Origin of the sequence: Pectobacterium cacticida (genome assembly GCF_036885195.1) — a bacterium.
Lineage (GTDB): Bacteria > Pseudomonadota > Gammaproteobacteria > Enterobacterales > Enterobacteriaceae > Pectobacterium > Pectobacterium cacticida.
This window is the reverse complement of the sequence record NZ_CP133656.1, coordinates 1,700,372-1,715,863: the sequence shown is the minus strand read 5'-3', so window position 1 is coordinate 1,715,863 and position 15,492 is coordinate 1,700,372. Positions and strand designations below refer to the sequence as shown.

The following is a 15,492-nucleotide window of genomic DNA, read 5'->3' as shown; positions in this document are numbered from 1 at the left end:
TTAATTAAACAGAAAGGGATGGCTGTCGCGCACCACCGGGGAGACAAACGTACGTTCGCTATCAAGTAAACGTTCCGTTAGCAGTAGCTCTCGATTCACGCCAGTAATGGTCAACAATTTTTGTCGGCAGGACAACCACATCGACAGCTCGTACTGCAAATGTGCAGCAGGTTCACTTGCCAAACGCGTAACCAATTCTACCTGATCCAGATTCACCACCGATGCGCCCGCCCCCAATTGCCATTTCATCGCATCCAGCAATAATGTCGTCAACCAGTGAATACGCGTATCGGCATCTTCATGATTCAATGTGGGCAGTAACGCAAGCCCATCGCGAGAAGTCAGCGCGGCAGACAATACTTGGCATAATGCACTTCGTTGCTGCCAGCGCTCCGGTTGCAATAACGCTTCTGCGGCGAGCGGCGCCCCCGATTGCAATCTTAATGCCGTACGTAACGCTTCGGCGTCATAAGGATGGCGGGCGTTCAACCACGGTATACTCTGCCTCTCGCCAGGAACATCCAGATAGTAATACAGACAGCGGCTGCGCAATGTAGCCAGTAATCGAGCGGGATCACGGCAACCCAATAAAAAATAGGTATTCTGCGGCGGCTCTTCCAGCGTTTTCAATAACGCATTCGCGGCGGCATCTGTCAGAAGCTCGGCGGCAGACAGCCAGATCACTTTTGCGCCGCCTTGTTGAGAATGCTGGTATATCTTTTCTACGACGTCACGTACTGGATCGACGCCCAGATTTTGTTTGCCTTTCTCCGGGCTTAACCTATGCCAGTCTGGGTGCGTCCCCGCCATCATTAGATGGCAAGCGTGACAATGACCGCAACTTTTCACCCCATCGGGCCGTTGGCAGATCAACCATCGGCTTAGCGCATAAAAAAGCGATTCGTCGCCCATCCCCGGCAAAGCGTGTAATAGCACCGCATGATGCCCCCTACCCGCTTGATATTGAGCGATAAGCTGGCGATAAGGTGCATTCAGCCACGGATACCACTCCACTAGCATCCCCCTTGCACGGCAGGCTTCAGCCCTTGTTGCTGCAACCATTGCTCTAGCACGGCGCGAATGTCCGCACCGACGACATCAAGAGGCTGTGAAGCATCGATCGTCAGAATACTCTCGTCCTGCCCTGCCAGTTCCTGATAGCGCGCGCGGATACGCTCAAAGAAATCCAGCGACGCCTGCTCAATCCTGTCCAGTTCCCCTCGCTGACGCGCGCGCTGCAAGCCGATCGCGGGCGGTAAATCAAGGTAAAGCGTTAAGTCAGGTCGGAAATCTCCCAGTACGGTATCGCGCAGTGTACGTAACAGATGCTGATCGATGCCGCGCCCACCGCCCTGATAAGCCTGTGAAGAGAGATCGTGACGATCGCCGATAACCCATTGCCCATTAGCCAGAGCCGGTTTTATGACGTTATCCACCAGTTGCACTCTGGCGGCATACAACATCAGGACCTCCGCTTTATCGGTAATCTTCTCATCGTCCATTCCTTGTTTAATGAGTTCACGTAACTTTTCCGCCAACGGTGTACCGCCGGGTTCACGGGTAAATACCACGTCTTTCACACCGTGCAACTGAAGCGTTTTCAATACGATGTTGCGTGCGGTCGTCTTGCCTGCGCCCTCCAACCCTTCGATGACGATAAATTTACTGTCCATCACGTTCCTTTAACGTTGAGCGGTATACCCTTACGGCACGATTATGATCCGCCAGGTTAGTGGTAAAACGGTGCCCACCTTTCCCATCCGCCACAAAATAGAGGAATGCCGTTTTGGCCGGATGCGCCGCCGCATCCAGTGATGCTTTTCCGGGCATGGCAATAGGTGTCGGCGGCAAGCCGGAAATGATATAGGTATTATAAGGTGTCGGCGTGTCTAGTGCTTTACGCGTTATCACGCCTTTATAATCGTCGCCCATGCCATAAATTACCGTTGGGTCAGTTTGTAAACGCATGCCTCGTCGTAAACGATTGACAAAAACAGAAGCGACCTGCTTGCGCTCTTCATTGATCGCCGTTTCTTTTTCAATGATAGATGCCATCGTTAACAACTCGCCTGGCGTAGTATACGGTAACCCTGCTTCTCTCCCTTTCCATATTTCATCTACCATTTTTTTCATACGCTGATGCGCCCGCAGCAATAGCGCGCTATCGCTCGTACCCGCCGTATATGAATAGGTATCGGGATAAAACCACCCTTCCAGGCCGTTAGTATTGCGAATGCCTAACTGACCGGCTATGACCTGCTCAGTTTTGCCAACCAGCGTATGCTGAATATAGGGTGCTTGCTGCAATATGTTCAGCCATTCTTTCAGACGCGAACCTTCGATAAAACGGATAGAAAATTGTGCTTCCTTCCCACTGGATAACAAGGCAAGCATCTCACGGACGTTCATACCTTGAGTAAAACGATACGTTCCCGCTTTAAATTGCGCCAATTCCGGTTCAAAACGCAGCAGCCATGGCAAAAAGGCGCCATCGTTAATGATTTTTTGATCGAGAAGCAGCGTTTCCAGCCCCTCTCTTCCCGTTCCAGCCGGAAGCGTGAAAAGGGTCTCTTTTGTGATAGCCAATGGCGAATCAGCAAAACGCTGCATTTTCTGCCATGCTATCAGCAACATCAGAATACCCGCCGCGATAATCAGTAAAGCGATTCTCTTTATCTTCATTAATCAACCTTCTACTCGCCGTCAGAGCTCAGAAATTGATAGAGCGTCCGTGAGTGGTAGCGCCAGACATGTGCCTGATTGACAGCAACTACCGGCATTAGTGCATTACAGATCAACACCTCTTCCGCCTCGGCTAATGCGCTTAGCGGTTCACTGACAATCTGCAACTCGAAATCGGAATCTGCCAGTGAAGCGATAATATGTTGCCGGGCAACGCCATTCACCCCCGACTGAGAAAGATCCGGCGTATAAACTTGCTTTCCTTTCCGCCAAAATAAATTAGCGGAACTGCACTCCACCAACGCGCCATCCGTGTCGAGCACAAGCGCGTCATCGGCGGAGGTCTGGTCGAGATGCGCGCGAATCAGCACTTGTTCGAGCCGATTCAGATGCTTAATTCCCGCTAGCAACGGACTTTTAGCCAGCGCAACAGGGCTGAGATTCAGGGTGATCCCTTGCTTGCGCCAAACGGCGTAATGCACTGGATAATCTGACCGGATGACAATTCGCGTCGGCGACATGCAACCCCGCACGCTGTAGCCTCGCCCCCCGGCCCCCCGCGTGAGCATCGCTTTCACTACCGCGCTGGCCTGCCCCCGAGCCGCCTGCTTCATCTCCGCGATCAAACTTTCCCAGTCAACCTCTGGGAATAATAGACGCGAAGCGGCCTGTTGCAGACGCGCGATGTGGCTATCCAGCCACATCACCTCTCCGGCGTGGACTCTCGCTGTCGTGAAACAGCCATCACCATATTGTGTTGCCCGATCGAACACCGAAAGCTGTTCCTGTAACCGGCCATTAACCCATAACATAATCGGCTCCGCTCTATTCATTACCGCCAGCTTGCCAGTGAAGCAAGGTGGCAAACAAGTAGGCATATCTGATTTTATCATCGGCAAAAAAAAACCCGGAAACCGGGTTTTTCACATCACAACGGCGATCAAATCTTACGGAAGATCAGCGACCCGTTGGTTCCTCCGAAGCCGAAAGAATTACAGAGTACGTATTCCAGATTGCTAACCTGACGCGCTTCATGTGGCACAAAATCCAGATCGCAGCCTTCATCAGGATTATCCAGGTTAATCGTTGGCGGAACACTCTGGTCGCGCAGGGCAAGAATACTAAAGATAGATTCCACTGCACCCGCGGCACCGAGCAAATGCCCCGTCATCGATTTCGTTGAACTCACCAGAACGCGACGTGCATCGTCACCAAAAACCGATTTCACTGCCTGTGTCTCTGCCTTATCCCCGGCAGGCGTAGATGTACCGTGCGCGTTGATATAACCAATCTGGCTCGTTGACACACCAGCGTCGCGTAGCGCGTTTTCCATCGCCAGCGCCGCACCCGATCCGTTCTCCGGCGGAGACGTCATATGATAGGCGTCGCTGCTCATACCAAACCCAACGACTTCGGCATAGATTTTCGCACCGCGTTTTTTCGCATGCTCATACTCTTCAAGTACCATGAGGCCAGCGCCATCGCCCAGTACAAAGCCATCCCGATCTTTATCCCACGGGCGGCTTGCCGCTTGAGGATTATCATTACGCGTTGACAATGCGCGGGCCGCGCCAAATCCACCGACGCCTAGTGGCGTACTGGCCTTTTCTGCGCCACCGGCCAGCATCACATCCGCATCGTTATAAGCAATAATACGCGCTGCCTGGCCAATATTATGCACGCCAGACGTACAGGCCGTCGCAATAGAGATACTCGGGCCACGTAGGCCGTACATAATAGTCAGGTGCCCTGCCACCATATTGACGATAGTTGACGGCACAAAGAACGGACTGATTTTACGCGGGCCGCCGTTCACCAGTGCAGTGTGGTTATCTTCAATAAGACCCAGACCACCAATACCGGAACCTATTGCCGCACCGATGCGTGGGGCATTCTCTTCCGTAATTTCCAGACCGGAGTCCTGCATGGCTTGAATGCCAACAGCAACCCCGTATTGAATAAAGGCATCCATTTTGCGTGCTTCTTTACGCGAAATGTATTCCTCAGAATTAAAATTCTTTACTAAGCCAGCAAAACGCGTTGCGTAGGCACTAGTATCGAAATGGTCGATTAGGCTGATACCACTCTGACCGGCAAGAAGAGCACTCCAGGTAGACTCAACTGTGTTGCCGACAGGAGATAACATGCCAAGTCCGGTCACAACTACTCGACGCTTAGACACGCTTATCCTCCAGGGAGGGAAAAAAAACACTGCGGGACAAAAAACTTAGGCGGTCGAATGACCGCCTAGATATGTTCGCTTACTGCTGGTTAGCCTGAATGAAATCAATGGCTGCCTGAACAGTCGTGATCTTTTCGGCTTCTTCGTCTGGAATTTCAGTGTCGAATTCTTCTTCCAGAGCCATTACCAGCTCAACGGTGTCAAGAGAATCAGCGCCGAGGTCATCAACGAAAGAAGCATTGTTCACGACTTCTTCCGGTTTAACACCAAGCTGTTCAACGATGATTTTCTTAACGCGTTCTTCGATAGTGCTCATACTCTTAAATTTCCTATCAAAACTCGCTTTCGCGATGGTTTTCGTAGTGTATAAAATGTTTGAAAAGATGCAACAAAATCTCGGCTGGTCGAACCACGATTTTATGCTATTTTGCGGTTATCACCGCAAATAATGCAAATAGTTTTCGCGCTTTTTAGATCATATACATGCCGCCATTCACATGAAGCGTTTCTCCGGTGATGTAAGCGGCGTCATCAGAGGCTAAAAATGCAACAGCACTGGCAATTTCTCTCGCTTCACCGAGTCGGTTAGCTGGAACCTGCGTCAAAATGCCTGCTCGCTGTTCATCTGTCAATGCCTGAGTCATATCTGTTTCAATAAACCCAGGCGCAACAACATTGACGGTAATGCCACGAGAAGCGACTTCGCGGGCGAGGGATTTACTAAAACCAATCAGCCCCGCCTTCGCGGCTGCATAGTTGGCTTGCCCCGCGTTCCCCATGCATCCTACGACCGAACCAATAGTAATAATCCGCCCAAAACGTTTCTTCATCATGGTACGCATTACTGCTTTAGACATACGGAATACCGACGTTAAATTGGTATCAAGAATATCCTGCCATTCGTCGTCTTTCATGCGCATCAGCAGATTATCGCGGGTGATGCCGGCATTATTAATGAGAATGTCAACATCGCCAAATTCGGCGCGAACCTCCGCCAACACCTGTTCTACCGATGCGGCATCGGTAACATTCAACCGATAACCTCTACCGTTTTCACCTAACCAACCGCCAATCTCCTCAGCGCCTTTGTCGCTGGTCGCAGTACCAATGACTTTTGCCCCGCGGGCAGCCAACGTCTCGGCGATAGCACGCCCAATGCCACGGCTTGCACCTGTAACCAGGGCAACTTTCCCCTCAAAACTCATTGTTTTCTCCGTTCTTATTTTCCAATCGCTGCTGATAGCGAAGCAGGATCGTTTATCGCCGCTGCGGTCAACGTATCGACGATTCGCTTGGTTAAGCCAGTCAGCACTTTACCCGGCCCAACTTCCAACAGAGATTCAATGCCCTGAGAAGCCATAAATTCAACACAATCAGTCCAGCGCACAGGACAATAAAGTTGGCGCACTAACGCATCGCGAATGGCTTCGGGTGTCGTCTCTATGCGGGCATCAACGTTATTAACTACCGGAATTAGTGGGCGATGAAAGACCACCGACTCCAATGCGATCGCAAGCTTCTTCGCTGCAGGCTCCATCAGTGCACAGTGTGACGGCACGCTGACAGGCAGCGGTAGCGCACGCTTAGCTCCCGCGGCCTTACAGGCTGCACCTGCTCGCTCAACGGCATCCTTATTGCCAGCAATGACCACCTGACCCGGTGAGTTGAAGTTCACCGGAGAGACAATCTGCCCTTGTGCGGATTCTTCACACGCTTTGACAATGGCATCGTTATCAAGCCCGATAATCGCAGACATCGCCCCGGTTCCTTCCGGAACCGCTTCCTGCATCAATTTGCCACGCAGTTCGACGAGTCGGACTGCTTGCTGGAAGTCTAAAACACCGGCACACACCAGCGCAGAATATTCACCAAGACTGTGACCAGACATCAGCGCAGGGGATTTCCCACCCAACTGTTGCCAAATACGCCAGATAGCCACTGATGCGGTCAGTAACGCAGGCTGCGTCTGCCAGGTTTTATTTAACTCTTCAACTGGCCCGTGCTGGGTAAGTCGCCACAAATCATAGCCTAACGTTTCAGAAGCCTGAGCAAACGTCTCAGTTACGATCGGGTGTACCGCCGCCAACTCAGCCAGCATTCCCACCGTTTGCGATCCCTGACCGGGAAACACCATTGCAAATTGCGTCATATCACAATCCTGTTTAATTAAAAACGAATCAGGGCGGAACCCCAGGTAAAACCGCCCCCGAAGGCTTCCAGCAGCACCAATTGTCCTGGTTTAATACGCCCATCGCGCACGGCTTCATCAAGCGCTGAAGGCACTGATGCCGCAGAGGTATTACCATGGCGATCGAGCGTCACAACGACTTTATCCATCCCCATCCCCAACTTTTTCGCCGTCGCAGTAATGATGCGTAAGTTGGCCTGATGAGGCACAAGCCAATCCAATTCACTTTTATTCAATTGTGCTGCTTGGAGTGTTTCATCAACAATGTGTGCCAGCTCCGTAACAGCGACTTTAAAGACTTCATTGCCTGCCATCGTCAGATAGGCCGGCGCATCCGCACGATTACGGCCTTGATGTGGCAGTGTCAATAATTCGCCATAGCGACCATCGGCATGCAGGTGGGTTGAAAGAATGCCGGGCTGTTCTGAAGGCGTTAGCAGCACCGCTCCCGCGCCATCACCAAACAGTATTAACGTACCGCGATCTTCTGGATCTAATGTTCGGGACAACGTGTCAGAACCGATCACCAGCGCATATTTTATTGCGCCATTTTTAATATATTGATCGGCCACACTTAGCGCATAAGTGAATCCCGCACAGGCAGCAGCAAGATCAAAAGCTATCGTATCTTTAATGCCTAATAATTGCTGAATCTGACAAGCGGCACTTGGAAAGGCATGACTTGATGAAGTGGTCGCAACAATAACAAGGCCTACGTCACAAGGATCAACACTCGCCATTTCTAGCGCTTTCTGCGCGGCACGGTATCCCATGGTTGCGACGTTTTCTTCCGGCGCGGCAATACGTCGCTCACGGATTCCAGTACGCGTAACAATCCAGTCGTCCGTCGTCTCGACCATTCTTTCCAAATCAGCGTTGGTCCTGATTTCTTCAGGCAGATAGCTGCCCGTTCCGATTATTTTTGTATACATGTACGCTTAGTCACTCTTGGGTAATACCGCTTCTAAACGAGCGGCAATCCGCTCGGGAAGCTGCCGCTGTACCGTCTGCATGGCCTGTTCAATAGCAACCGCAAACGCCCCTTGGTTTGCAGCGCCATGGCTTTTGATTACAATGCCCCGTAATCCTAGCAGACATGCGCCATTATATTGGTCAGGATTCAAATGACCGAAACGCTTTGACAGGCGTTTTTGTAACAAACGCCCCAGCCATCTCAACCACCAAGACCGTTTTTGCCCTGCCCCAGACGCTGAGGGTTTCAGCAGTAAGAGGAACATCCTTACCACGCCTTCCAGCGTTTTAAGGGTGACATTCCCGACAAACCCGTCACAGACCATCACATCCGTTTTCCCAGTCAGCAAGTCGTTGCCTTCCAGATATCCTATATAATGTATTGATGGCGTCTCTTTCAGTCTCGCCGCAGCGTCGCGGATAGTACTCGGCCCTTTGCATTCCTCGGCGCCAATATTCAATAACGCAACCCGAGGATTAGCGAGTCCCAGCACTTCTTCCGCCATCACTGAACCCATCACGGCAAACTGCACCAGCATCGTACTACTGCAGTCAACGTTCGCACCCAAATCCAACACTACCGTCTGTCCACGTTGCTGATGAGGCAACACGGACACCAGTGCAGGCCGCTCAATGCCAGCAAGAGGCTTAATCAACAGCTTCGCCAACCCCATCAATGCACCGGTATTGCCAGCACTCACACAGGCCTGTGCTCTACCATCTTTGATCAATTCAAGCGCAACGCGCATTGATGTCCCACGACTGGTTCGAATCGCCTGTGACGGCCTTGCATCACTCGTGATAACCGATTCAGCCGGAACGATTTCTAAGCGAGAAAGCAAACCAGAATTGACTTTGGCAAGTAATGGAGTAATGGCAGCAGGATCGCCGACTAATAACAAATTGAGAGCTGGATTAGAAGCCAGTGCCTGCAATGCAGCAGGCACTGTCACGCAGGGACCAAAATCCCCGCCCATCACATCTAACGCCAGAGTTAGGCGTGTCAACGTATTGCCTTGTGAATAATTCGAAAGAATTACTTGGCAATGACCTTACGACCGCGGTAATAACCATCCGCAGTGATATGGTGACGCAGATGAGTTTCCCCGGAAACTTTATCTACAGAAACAGAAGCGGTAGTCAGCGCATCGTGTGAACGACGCATACCACGTTTGGAACGGCTAGGTTTGTTTTGTTGTACGGCCATGGACCTTACTCCTTAAATTACTTACGCTTTAAACTGGCTAATACGGCAAATGGATTTGGCTTTTCCGCCTCTTCAGGCAGTTGACCAAACACCATATCCGCGTCGGACACTTCACAGTGTTCAGAATCATGCACCGGAACGATAGGCAACATCAGAATAATTTCATCTTCAATCATTGCCAGCAGATCAACTTCACCAAACGCATCAACATTGATCGGCTCATATGCTTCCGGTAACGCTTCGGCCTGCTCATCATTGACGACCGGGCTAAAACAGAATGTCGCATGGACTTGGTGTTCAAACGGCGTACCGCAACGTTGGCACATCAGCGTCACTGAAACGTCGGCATTACCTTCAATGACGACAAGACGCTGATTATCAATGTTGAAAGATAAGGAAGCCTGAACATCACTATCCACACTCACCACTGATTCGGCAACACGCACTACCTGTTCAGGCGAATAGATACCAACGTAATCTAAACGCTTCTGGGCGGTGCGAGCCGCATCAATGGTTAAGGGTAATTTTACCTTTTGCATAGGGCGCGCATATTAACGTCGTAACGATATAGAGTCAAAGAAAAAGGCAGTGATACACCGCCTTTCCCCATATTCGCTTCCAGAGCGGCGTTCAGTTTAAAATGCCTTTCATCATTACGCTACGGTTTATCAAAAAATTATGCAGCAGATCGTTCTCGCTTCAACCTCATCATATCGCCGAGCCCTATTGGAAAAGTTAGCCATCCCATTTATTTGCGCGTCACCAGACGTCGATGAGACACCTTTCGTAGATGAAGATGCAGCCGACCTCGTGATCCGCCTGGCGCAAAGCAAAGCGCAGGCGTTAGCCACACGCTACCCTCATCATTTGATTATTGGTGCCGATCAGGTTTGTGTTTTGGATAATACCATTACCGGAAAACCACATAATAAAGTTAACGCGACGCGGCAACTTCAGCAGGCAAGCGGGAAGTGCGTTTCCTTCTACACAGGATTGGTGCTCTTTAATAGCGCGACACAGCATATTCAGCGCATTGCGGAGCCTTTCGATGTGTATTTCAGGTCACTTACGGATGCGGAAATTAACGGCTATCTGAACAAGGAACAACCGTGGGACTGTGCGGGAAGCTTCAAAAGTGAAGGATTAGGAATCACTCTCTTTGAACGATTAGCCGGGCGAGACCCTAACGCGCTCATCGGGTTACCGCTGATCGCACTGGTGCAGATGCTCAGAGAAGAAGGAGTTAATCCGCTGACATTGTCATAACGAACATTGGGATAACAGAATGTGTTGTCCCAATATTGTTCTAATATTCAGTACGGTAAATAATGCTGGTCGTTATCCTTTCATCGCGCGTAGCGCTTGAAGACAGCGGCGTAGCCCGCTATCTAATGGAGCCTCGACTCTCAGCGTTTCCCCCGTGTTGGGATGGTCAAAACGCAGCGCCTGAGCATGCAGAAATAAGCGTTTTAACCCCGTGTTCGCCAATCGTTCATCAAACTCCCGATCGCCATAACGATCATCAAAGGCGATCGGATGCCCAGCATACTGTGCATGAACACGGATTTGATGCGTGCGCCCCGTGACCGGACTTGCCCTTACCAGCGTCGCATTCTCAAAGCGCTCTTCGACTTTAAACCGCGTTTCTGACGGCTTACCTTCACTATTTACGCGGACAATTCGCTCACCGCTTTGCAATAAGTTCTTCAATAAAGGGGCTTGCACGACCTTACAGTGCGACTGCCACTGGCCACGCACTAATGCCAGATAGTCTTTTTGCATGCCTTTCAACCGTAGCTGCTCATGCAGCGCGCGTAGGGCTGAGCGTTTTTTTGCCACCAGCAAAACACCCGAGGTATCGCGATCGAGGCGGTGCACTAGCTCCAGAAAGCGCGCTTCCGGGCGTAAGGCGCGTAACCCTTCAATCACACCGAAGCTCAGGCCACTCCCACCATGAACGGCTGTCCCCGAGGGCTTATTCAGCACCAACAAGTAGTCATCTTCATAAATAATGCATTCGGCCAACGCCGCGACTTTGCCAAGACTGGCAGAAACTGGCGCTTCATCCCGTTCAGCCTGCCGAACCGGCGGAATGCGAACCTCATCGCCATCAAGTAATTTATACTCAGGTTTCACCCGTTTCTTGTTTACTCTTACCTCACCTTTTCTCAGGATCCGGTAAACCAGGCTCTTAGGAACCCCTTTTAAGTAGGTATGTAAAAAATTATCGACGCGTTGTCCCGCATCATCTGCGGAGATTGCGACAAACTGTACTGAAGGATTATCTGTTTTCATGATGCGCGATTCTAAATAGAGCGACCCAATAGCGCCACTTCTTTTTCTGTGCTTAACTGTGAGTCTGTCCTAAAGAGATTGTGTAGCACCGTTTTTGAGGCAAAGAGGCAATCGAGTTGTCGCATTAACTCCCCGCCCATTTTGGTGATGAAAGTACTTGGTGATGGCAATAGAACTATCTTTTGTACAGACAGGCAAAGTCGCCTTGCTATAACGGTATCAGCAGTGGAATAATGCTTTTGCGTTTTCCATGCGGATTTCCGATAAAACAAGGGAAATTGTGAAGTTACTCAATTTGCCTGATAACGCATACACGCAGCAATGGCGTAAGACGTAATGCGGAATCAAGCAGTTAGCGGGCTGCGGATTGCAGCTTGACCGGCAAATGGAATCAGATCTGGCAGCATTATTCAGAAACTATTCCCTCAGTAAATGCACTGTATTCCATCAGAAATACAGGCTACCGAAACATGCGCCTCTATGCAGGCGACAGCCGTGAGGTTGACGTCCCTGCGATAAGCCACGAGGCCATCGGTTCATTCCGGTCATGCGGTTCTTGTGTCCGTAGCTCTATCAATAATGTAAGTAAAAATAACGAGTAAGTTGAAGATGAAAAGAATGTTAATTAACGCAACTCAGCAAGAGGAGTTGCGTGTTGCTTTGGTTGATGGTCAACGACTGTATGATTTGGATATCGAAAGTCCAGGTCATGAACAGAAGAAAGCAAATATCTACAAAGGTAAAATCACCCGTATCGAACCCAGCCTTGAAGCGGCTTTCGTTGATTACGGCGCAGAAAGGCACGGTTTCCTCCCGCTTAAAGAAATTGCCCGCGAATATTTCCCCAGCAACTACACGTCTCATGGGCGTCCTAACATTAAAGATGTGTTGCGTGAAGGCCAGGAAGTTATCGTTCAGGTAGATAAAGAAGAGCGCGGTAATAAAGGCGCGGCGCTGACCACTTTTATCAGTCTGGCAGGCAGCTATTTGGTTTTAATGCCGAACAATCCCCGCGCTGGTGGTATCTCACGTCGAATTGAAGGTGACGATCGTACCGAGCTAAAAGAAGCGTTAGGTTCGTTACAATTACCTGATGGAATGGGGCTTATTGTTCGTACTGCTGGCGTGGGTAAATCCGCTGAAGCATTACAATGGGATTTGGCTTTCCGCCTGAAACACTGGGATGCGATCAAAAAAGCGGCAGAAGGCCGACCCGCGCCGTTCTTGATTCATCAGGAAAGCAACGTGATTGTCCGTGCTTTTCGAGATTATTTACGCCCGGATATTGGGGAAATTTTAATTGATAATCCCAAAATCCTCGATTTAGCCAAAGAGCATATTTCTGCACTGGGACGTCCTGATTTTAGTAGCAAAATCAAATTGTACAGTGGTGAAATCCCGCTTTTTAGTCATTATCAGATTGAATCGCAGATCGAGTCAGCTTTCCAGCGTGAAGTTCGTCTACCGTCTGGCGGCTCAATCGTTATCGATACTACTGAAGCGCTGACGGCCATTGACATCAACTCCGCCCGCGCAACGCGCGGCGGTGATATTGAAGAAACGGCGTTCAATACCAATCTTGAAGCCGCAGATGAGATTGCCCGCCAGTTGCGCCTGCGTGATCTTGGCGGCCTCATTGTTATCGATTTTATTGATATGACCCCGATTCGCCACCAACGTGAGGTTGAAAATCGCTTACGTGATTCAGTGCGCCAGGATCGTGCCCGTATTCAGATTGGCCGCATTTCTCGTTTCGGCCTGCTAGAAATGTCGCGTCAGCGCCTAAGCCCCTCCTTGGGGGAATCTAGCCACCATGTTTGCCCACGCTGCAGCGGTACGGGTACAGTGCGCGACAATGAATCGTTGTCACTGTCTATTCTGCGCCTGATTGAAGAAGAGGCATTAAAAGAAAATACTAAAGAAGTTCACGCTATTGTTCCTGTCCAGATTGCGTCTTATCTGCTCAACGAGAAGCGTGATGCTGTAAACGCCATTGAGAAACGTCAGGGCGATGTTCGCGCCATCATTGTGCCTCATGATGGTATGCAAACGCCGCATTACACCGTTGTTCGCGTTCGTAAAGGCGAAGAGAGCCCGACGCTCAGCTATTTGCTACCTCAGCGTATAGAAGCTGAAGCGCAACAATTGCAAGACGAACAAACGATTGAGCGGAAACCACCCGAACAACCCGCGTTAGCGACATTCAACATGGCTGAAATGCCGACAGAAGCCGCACCTGCGGTTGCCGAAGCGACCCCGGCTACAGTGCAAGCCAAGACCAAAGAAAATGCTCAACCCACCTTTATTAGCCGCTTGTTCCGCGCGCTGAAAGGCGTCTTCGCTCCTGATGCCGAAGTAAAAACCACAGAGATTACCCACGAGAAAACACCAGCAGAGGAAGGCACCGGAGAGGTTCAACGTTCCGAGCGACGAAATCCGCGCAGACAAGGGAATAATCGTCGCGATCGTGGCTCGCGAGATAACCGTGAATCGCGTGACGAGCAGCGCCGTAGCAGGCGGCAGAGTGAAGATGTTGTTGTGGAAAGCGTAGGGAAACCTAGCGAAGAATTGCCGCATCGCGAACCTCGGCCTGAGCGTCAACGTCGCCGTCAAATGCCTCAAGCGGAAGCCAAAGCACAACAACCTGTATTGGATGATTCCGATGAGGCAATCACCGAGCAGGATAAACCGACTCAGGTGATGCCACGCCGCCAGCGTCGCCAACTGACGCAGAAAGTACGCGTTCAATCTGATGATCAGCAGGTCGCTCTCCCTGAAGCGGTTTCTTCCATCGCTGAAATAGCCGAGCCGACTCAACCGACTATTAAGCCGAGCGAGCCCGTTCTTGATGTTAACGATAACGAGACGGATAACGAACTCAACGACACGAATCGCGTCAACGGTGAAAATGGAGGAATGCCGCGCCGCTCGCGCCGCTCTCCCCGCCATCTGCGCGTTAGCGGCCAGCGCCGTCGTCGCTATCGCGATGAGCGGTATCCGTCCCAATCAGCAATGCAGTTAGAATTTGCCGCGGCATCGCCCGAGATGGCGTCAGGAAAAGTATGGGTTAGCTATCCGGTTGCCCAACCCCAGCTGTCCGAAGGCCAACGGGGAGAAGATAGTACCGCCGCGACGGAAACCGCGTTGTTACCAGCCGTTGTTGAAAATGCGGCTGTAGCTCAAGTAGGTACTACGATATCTGATACGGGCAAACAAAATGGAATAGCGGAAAGCGAGATTCAGGATAAGAGCGAAGTTACCTCACTGATGCAACCTACCGATGCTATTCAGAATAGCAATGTGGCAAGTGCCGAAGTGAGCGTAGCTAACGCAAATATGGCTGAAGCTGAAGATGTTGCTATTGAGAGCACCGCCACCGACGATGCGACCTCTACAGTTGCTGTCAGTGCCGAGGCGGATGTCAACACTGATGTTGCTGCAACGGTAACTCCTGAACCGCTGATGACTGATAGCGCGGAGAATGAGCCTGTTGCAACGGAAGCTGTCACTGAAGACGCACCTGGCGAGCGCAGCATCATTGAAGCTTCCAAGGATGCCGTTGCTTCAGAGAAAGCGGTTATTGCACCGTTTTCTACCCTTGCGACCCCGTCGGAGGAAATCAGCCCGTCACAAACCAATCAGGGCGAGCCTGTTGTAATGGTTAACTGCGAACAATCAGCAGTGGAAAAAGCGGCACCGCAGGCAACAAAAGTCGTAACCGCGAGCGAGGAGCCCCGTTGTAAGCTCCATGCCACGGCTCCCATGACGAAAGCGCCAGCGCCGATATACCGCGCCGAGCCAACCCGGCACAGTGATTGGGTGCGCTCCCCCTACGCCTTCTCAGGAAAAGGTGCTGCGGGAGCACATGCGGCGGTGACTCATGCGACCGCTCCTGCAACCAAGCCTGAGCCTATCAACGATTAATGCTATGCTTATAAACAAACACCCGCCAATCGGCGGGTGTTT

General features: G+C 51.0%; 15 protein-coding genes. 2 read left to right on the top strand and 13 right to left on the bottom strand.

The window, feature by feature from the left end:
• The 12 genes from holB to yceD form a co-directional block, all read right to left on the bottom strand.
• Entirely contained in the window at window positions 1-1,014 is a 1,014-nt protein-coding gene (gene holB, locus RFN81_RS08100; RefSeq protein WP_264498583.1) for a DNA polymerase III subunit delta', read from the bottom strand.
• Window positions 1,014-1,673 (bottom strand): dTMP kinase, encoded by a 660-nt coding sequence (gene tmk, locus RFN81_RS08095; RefSeq protein WP_264498582.1) that lies wholly within the window; start codon window positions 1,671-1,673, stop codon window positions 1,014-1,016. Before tmk ends, holB begins: the two co-directional genes overlap by 1 nt.
• The gene (gene mltG, locus RFN81_RS08090) at window positions 1,663-2,682 is read right to left on the bottom strand and encodes an endolytic transglycosylase MltG (RefSeq protein WP_264498581.1); all 1,020 of its coding nucleotides are present in this window, start codon (window positions 2,680-2,682) and stop codon (window positions 1,663-1,665) included. The genes tmk and mltG overlap by 11 nt, the downstream gene beginning before the upstream one ends.
• Window positions 2,683-2,693: 11 nt before the next feature.
• The gene (gene pabC, locus RFN81_RS08085) at window positions 2,694-3,494 is read right to left on the bottom strand and encodes an aminodeoxychorismate lyase (protein ID WP_264498580.1); all 801 of its coding nucleotides are present in this window, start codon (window positions 3,492-3,494) and stop codon (window positions 2,694-2,696) included.
• Between the two features lie 128 nt (window positions 3,495-3,622).
• On the bottom strand, window positions 3,623-4,864 hold the full coding sequence (fabF, locus tag RFN81_RS08080) for a beta-ketoacyl-ACP synthase II (RefSeq protein ID WP_264498579.1): 1,242 nt from the start codon (window positions 4,862-4,864) through the stop codon (window positions 3,623-3,625).
• 79 nt (window positions 4,865-4,943) lie between these two features.
• Window positions 4,944-5,180, bottom strand: a complete 237-nt coding sequence (acpP, locus tag RFN81_RS08075; RefSeq protein ID WP_012765204.1) for an acyl carrier protein — start codon at window positions 5,178-5,180, stop codon at window positions 4,944-4,946.
• 154 nt (window positions 5,181-5,334) lie between these two features.
• Window positions 5,335-6,069 carry a 3-oxoacyl-ACP reductase FabG gene (gene fabG, locus RFN81_RS08070; RefSeq protein ID WP_264498578.1) on the bottom strand — a complete coding sequence of 245 codons (735 nt, stop codon included), beginning with the start codon at window positions 6,067-6,069 and terminating at the stop codon, window positions 5,335-5,337.
• A 14-nt stretch (window positions 6,070-6,083) separates the two neighbouring features.
• Window positions 6,084-7,013, bottom strand: a complete 930-nt coding sequence (gene fabD, locus RFN81_RS08065) for an ACP S-malonyltransferase (protein ID WP_264498577.1) — start codon at window positions 7,011-7,013, stop codon at window positions 6,084-6,086.
• 17 nt (window positions 7,014-7,030) lie between these two features.
• Window positions 7,031-7,984 carry a beta-ketoacyl-ACP synthase III gene (locus tag RFN81_RS08060; protein ID WP_264498576.1) on the bottom strand — a complete coding sequence of 318 codons (954 nt, stop codon included), beginning with the start codon at window positions 7,982-7,984 and terminating at the stop codon, window positions 7,031-7,033.
• A 6-nt stretch (window positions 7,985-7,990) separates the two neighbouring features.
• Window positions 7,991-9,031 (bottom strand): phosphate acyltransferase PlsX, encoded by a 1,041-nt coding sequence (gene plsX, locus RFN81_RS08055; RefSeq protein ID WP_264498575.1) that lies wholly within the window; start codon window positions 9,029-9,031, stop codon window positions 7,991-7,993.
• Window positions 9,032-9,060: 29 nt separating this feature from the next.
• Window positions 9,061-9,231: a 50S ribosomal protein L32 gene (gene rpmF, locus RFN81_RS08050; protein WP_005970518.1), complete on the bottom strand. Its 171-nt coding sequence runs from the start codon at window positions 9,229-9,231 to the stop codon at window positions 9,061-9,063.
• A gap of 17 nt (window positions 9,232-9,248) precedes the next feature.
• Window positions 9,249-9,770, bottom strand: a complete 522-nt coding sequence (gene yceD / locus RFN81_RS08045; protein WP_264498574.1) for a 23S rRNA accumulation protein YceD — start codon at window positions 9,768-9,770, stop codon at window positions 9,249-9,251.
• A 139-nt stretch (window positions 9,771-9,909) separates the two neighbouring features.
• Here yceD and RFN81_RS08040 point away from each other — a divergent pair, with 139 nt between their 5' ends.
• Entirely contained in the window at window positions 9,910-10,497 is a 588-nt protein-coding gene (locus tag RFN81_RS08040; protein WP_264498573.1) for a Maf family protein, read from the top strand.
• A 72-nt stretch (window positions 10,498-10,569) separates the two neighbouring features.
• On the opposite strand, the gene rluC is transcribed toward RFN81_RS08040, so the two are convergent.
• Window positions 10,570-11,526 (bottom strand): 23S rRNA pseudouridine(955/2504/2580) synthase RluC, encoded by a 957-nt coding sequence (rluC, locus tag RFN81_RS08035; protein ID WP_264498572.1) that lies wholly within the window; start codon window positions 11,524-11,526, stop codon window positions 10,570-10,572.
• 609 nt (window positions 11,527-12,135) lie between these two features.
• Here rluC and rne point away from each other — a divergent pair.
• On the top strand, window positions 12,136-15,450 hold the full coding sequence (rne, locus tag RFN81_RS08030; RefSeq protein ID WP_264498571.1) for a ribonuclease E: 3,315 nt from the start codon (window positions 12,136-12,138) through the stop codon (window positions 15,448-15,450).
• Window positions 15,451-15,492: the final 42 nt, after the last annotated feature.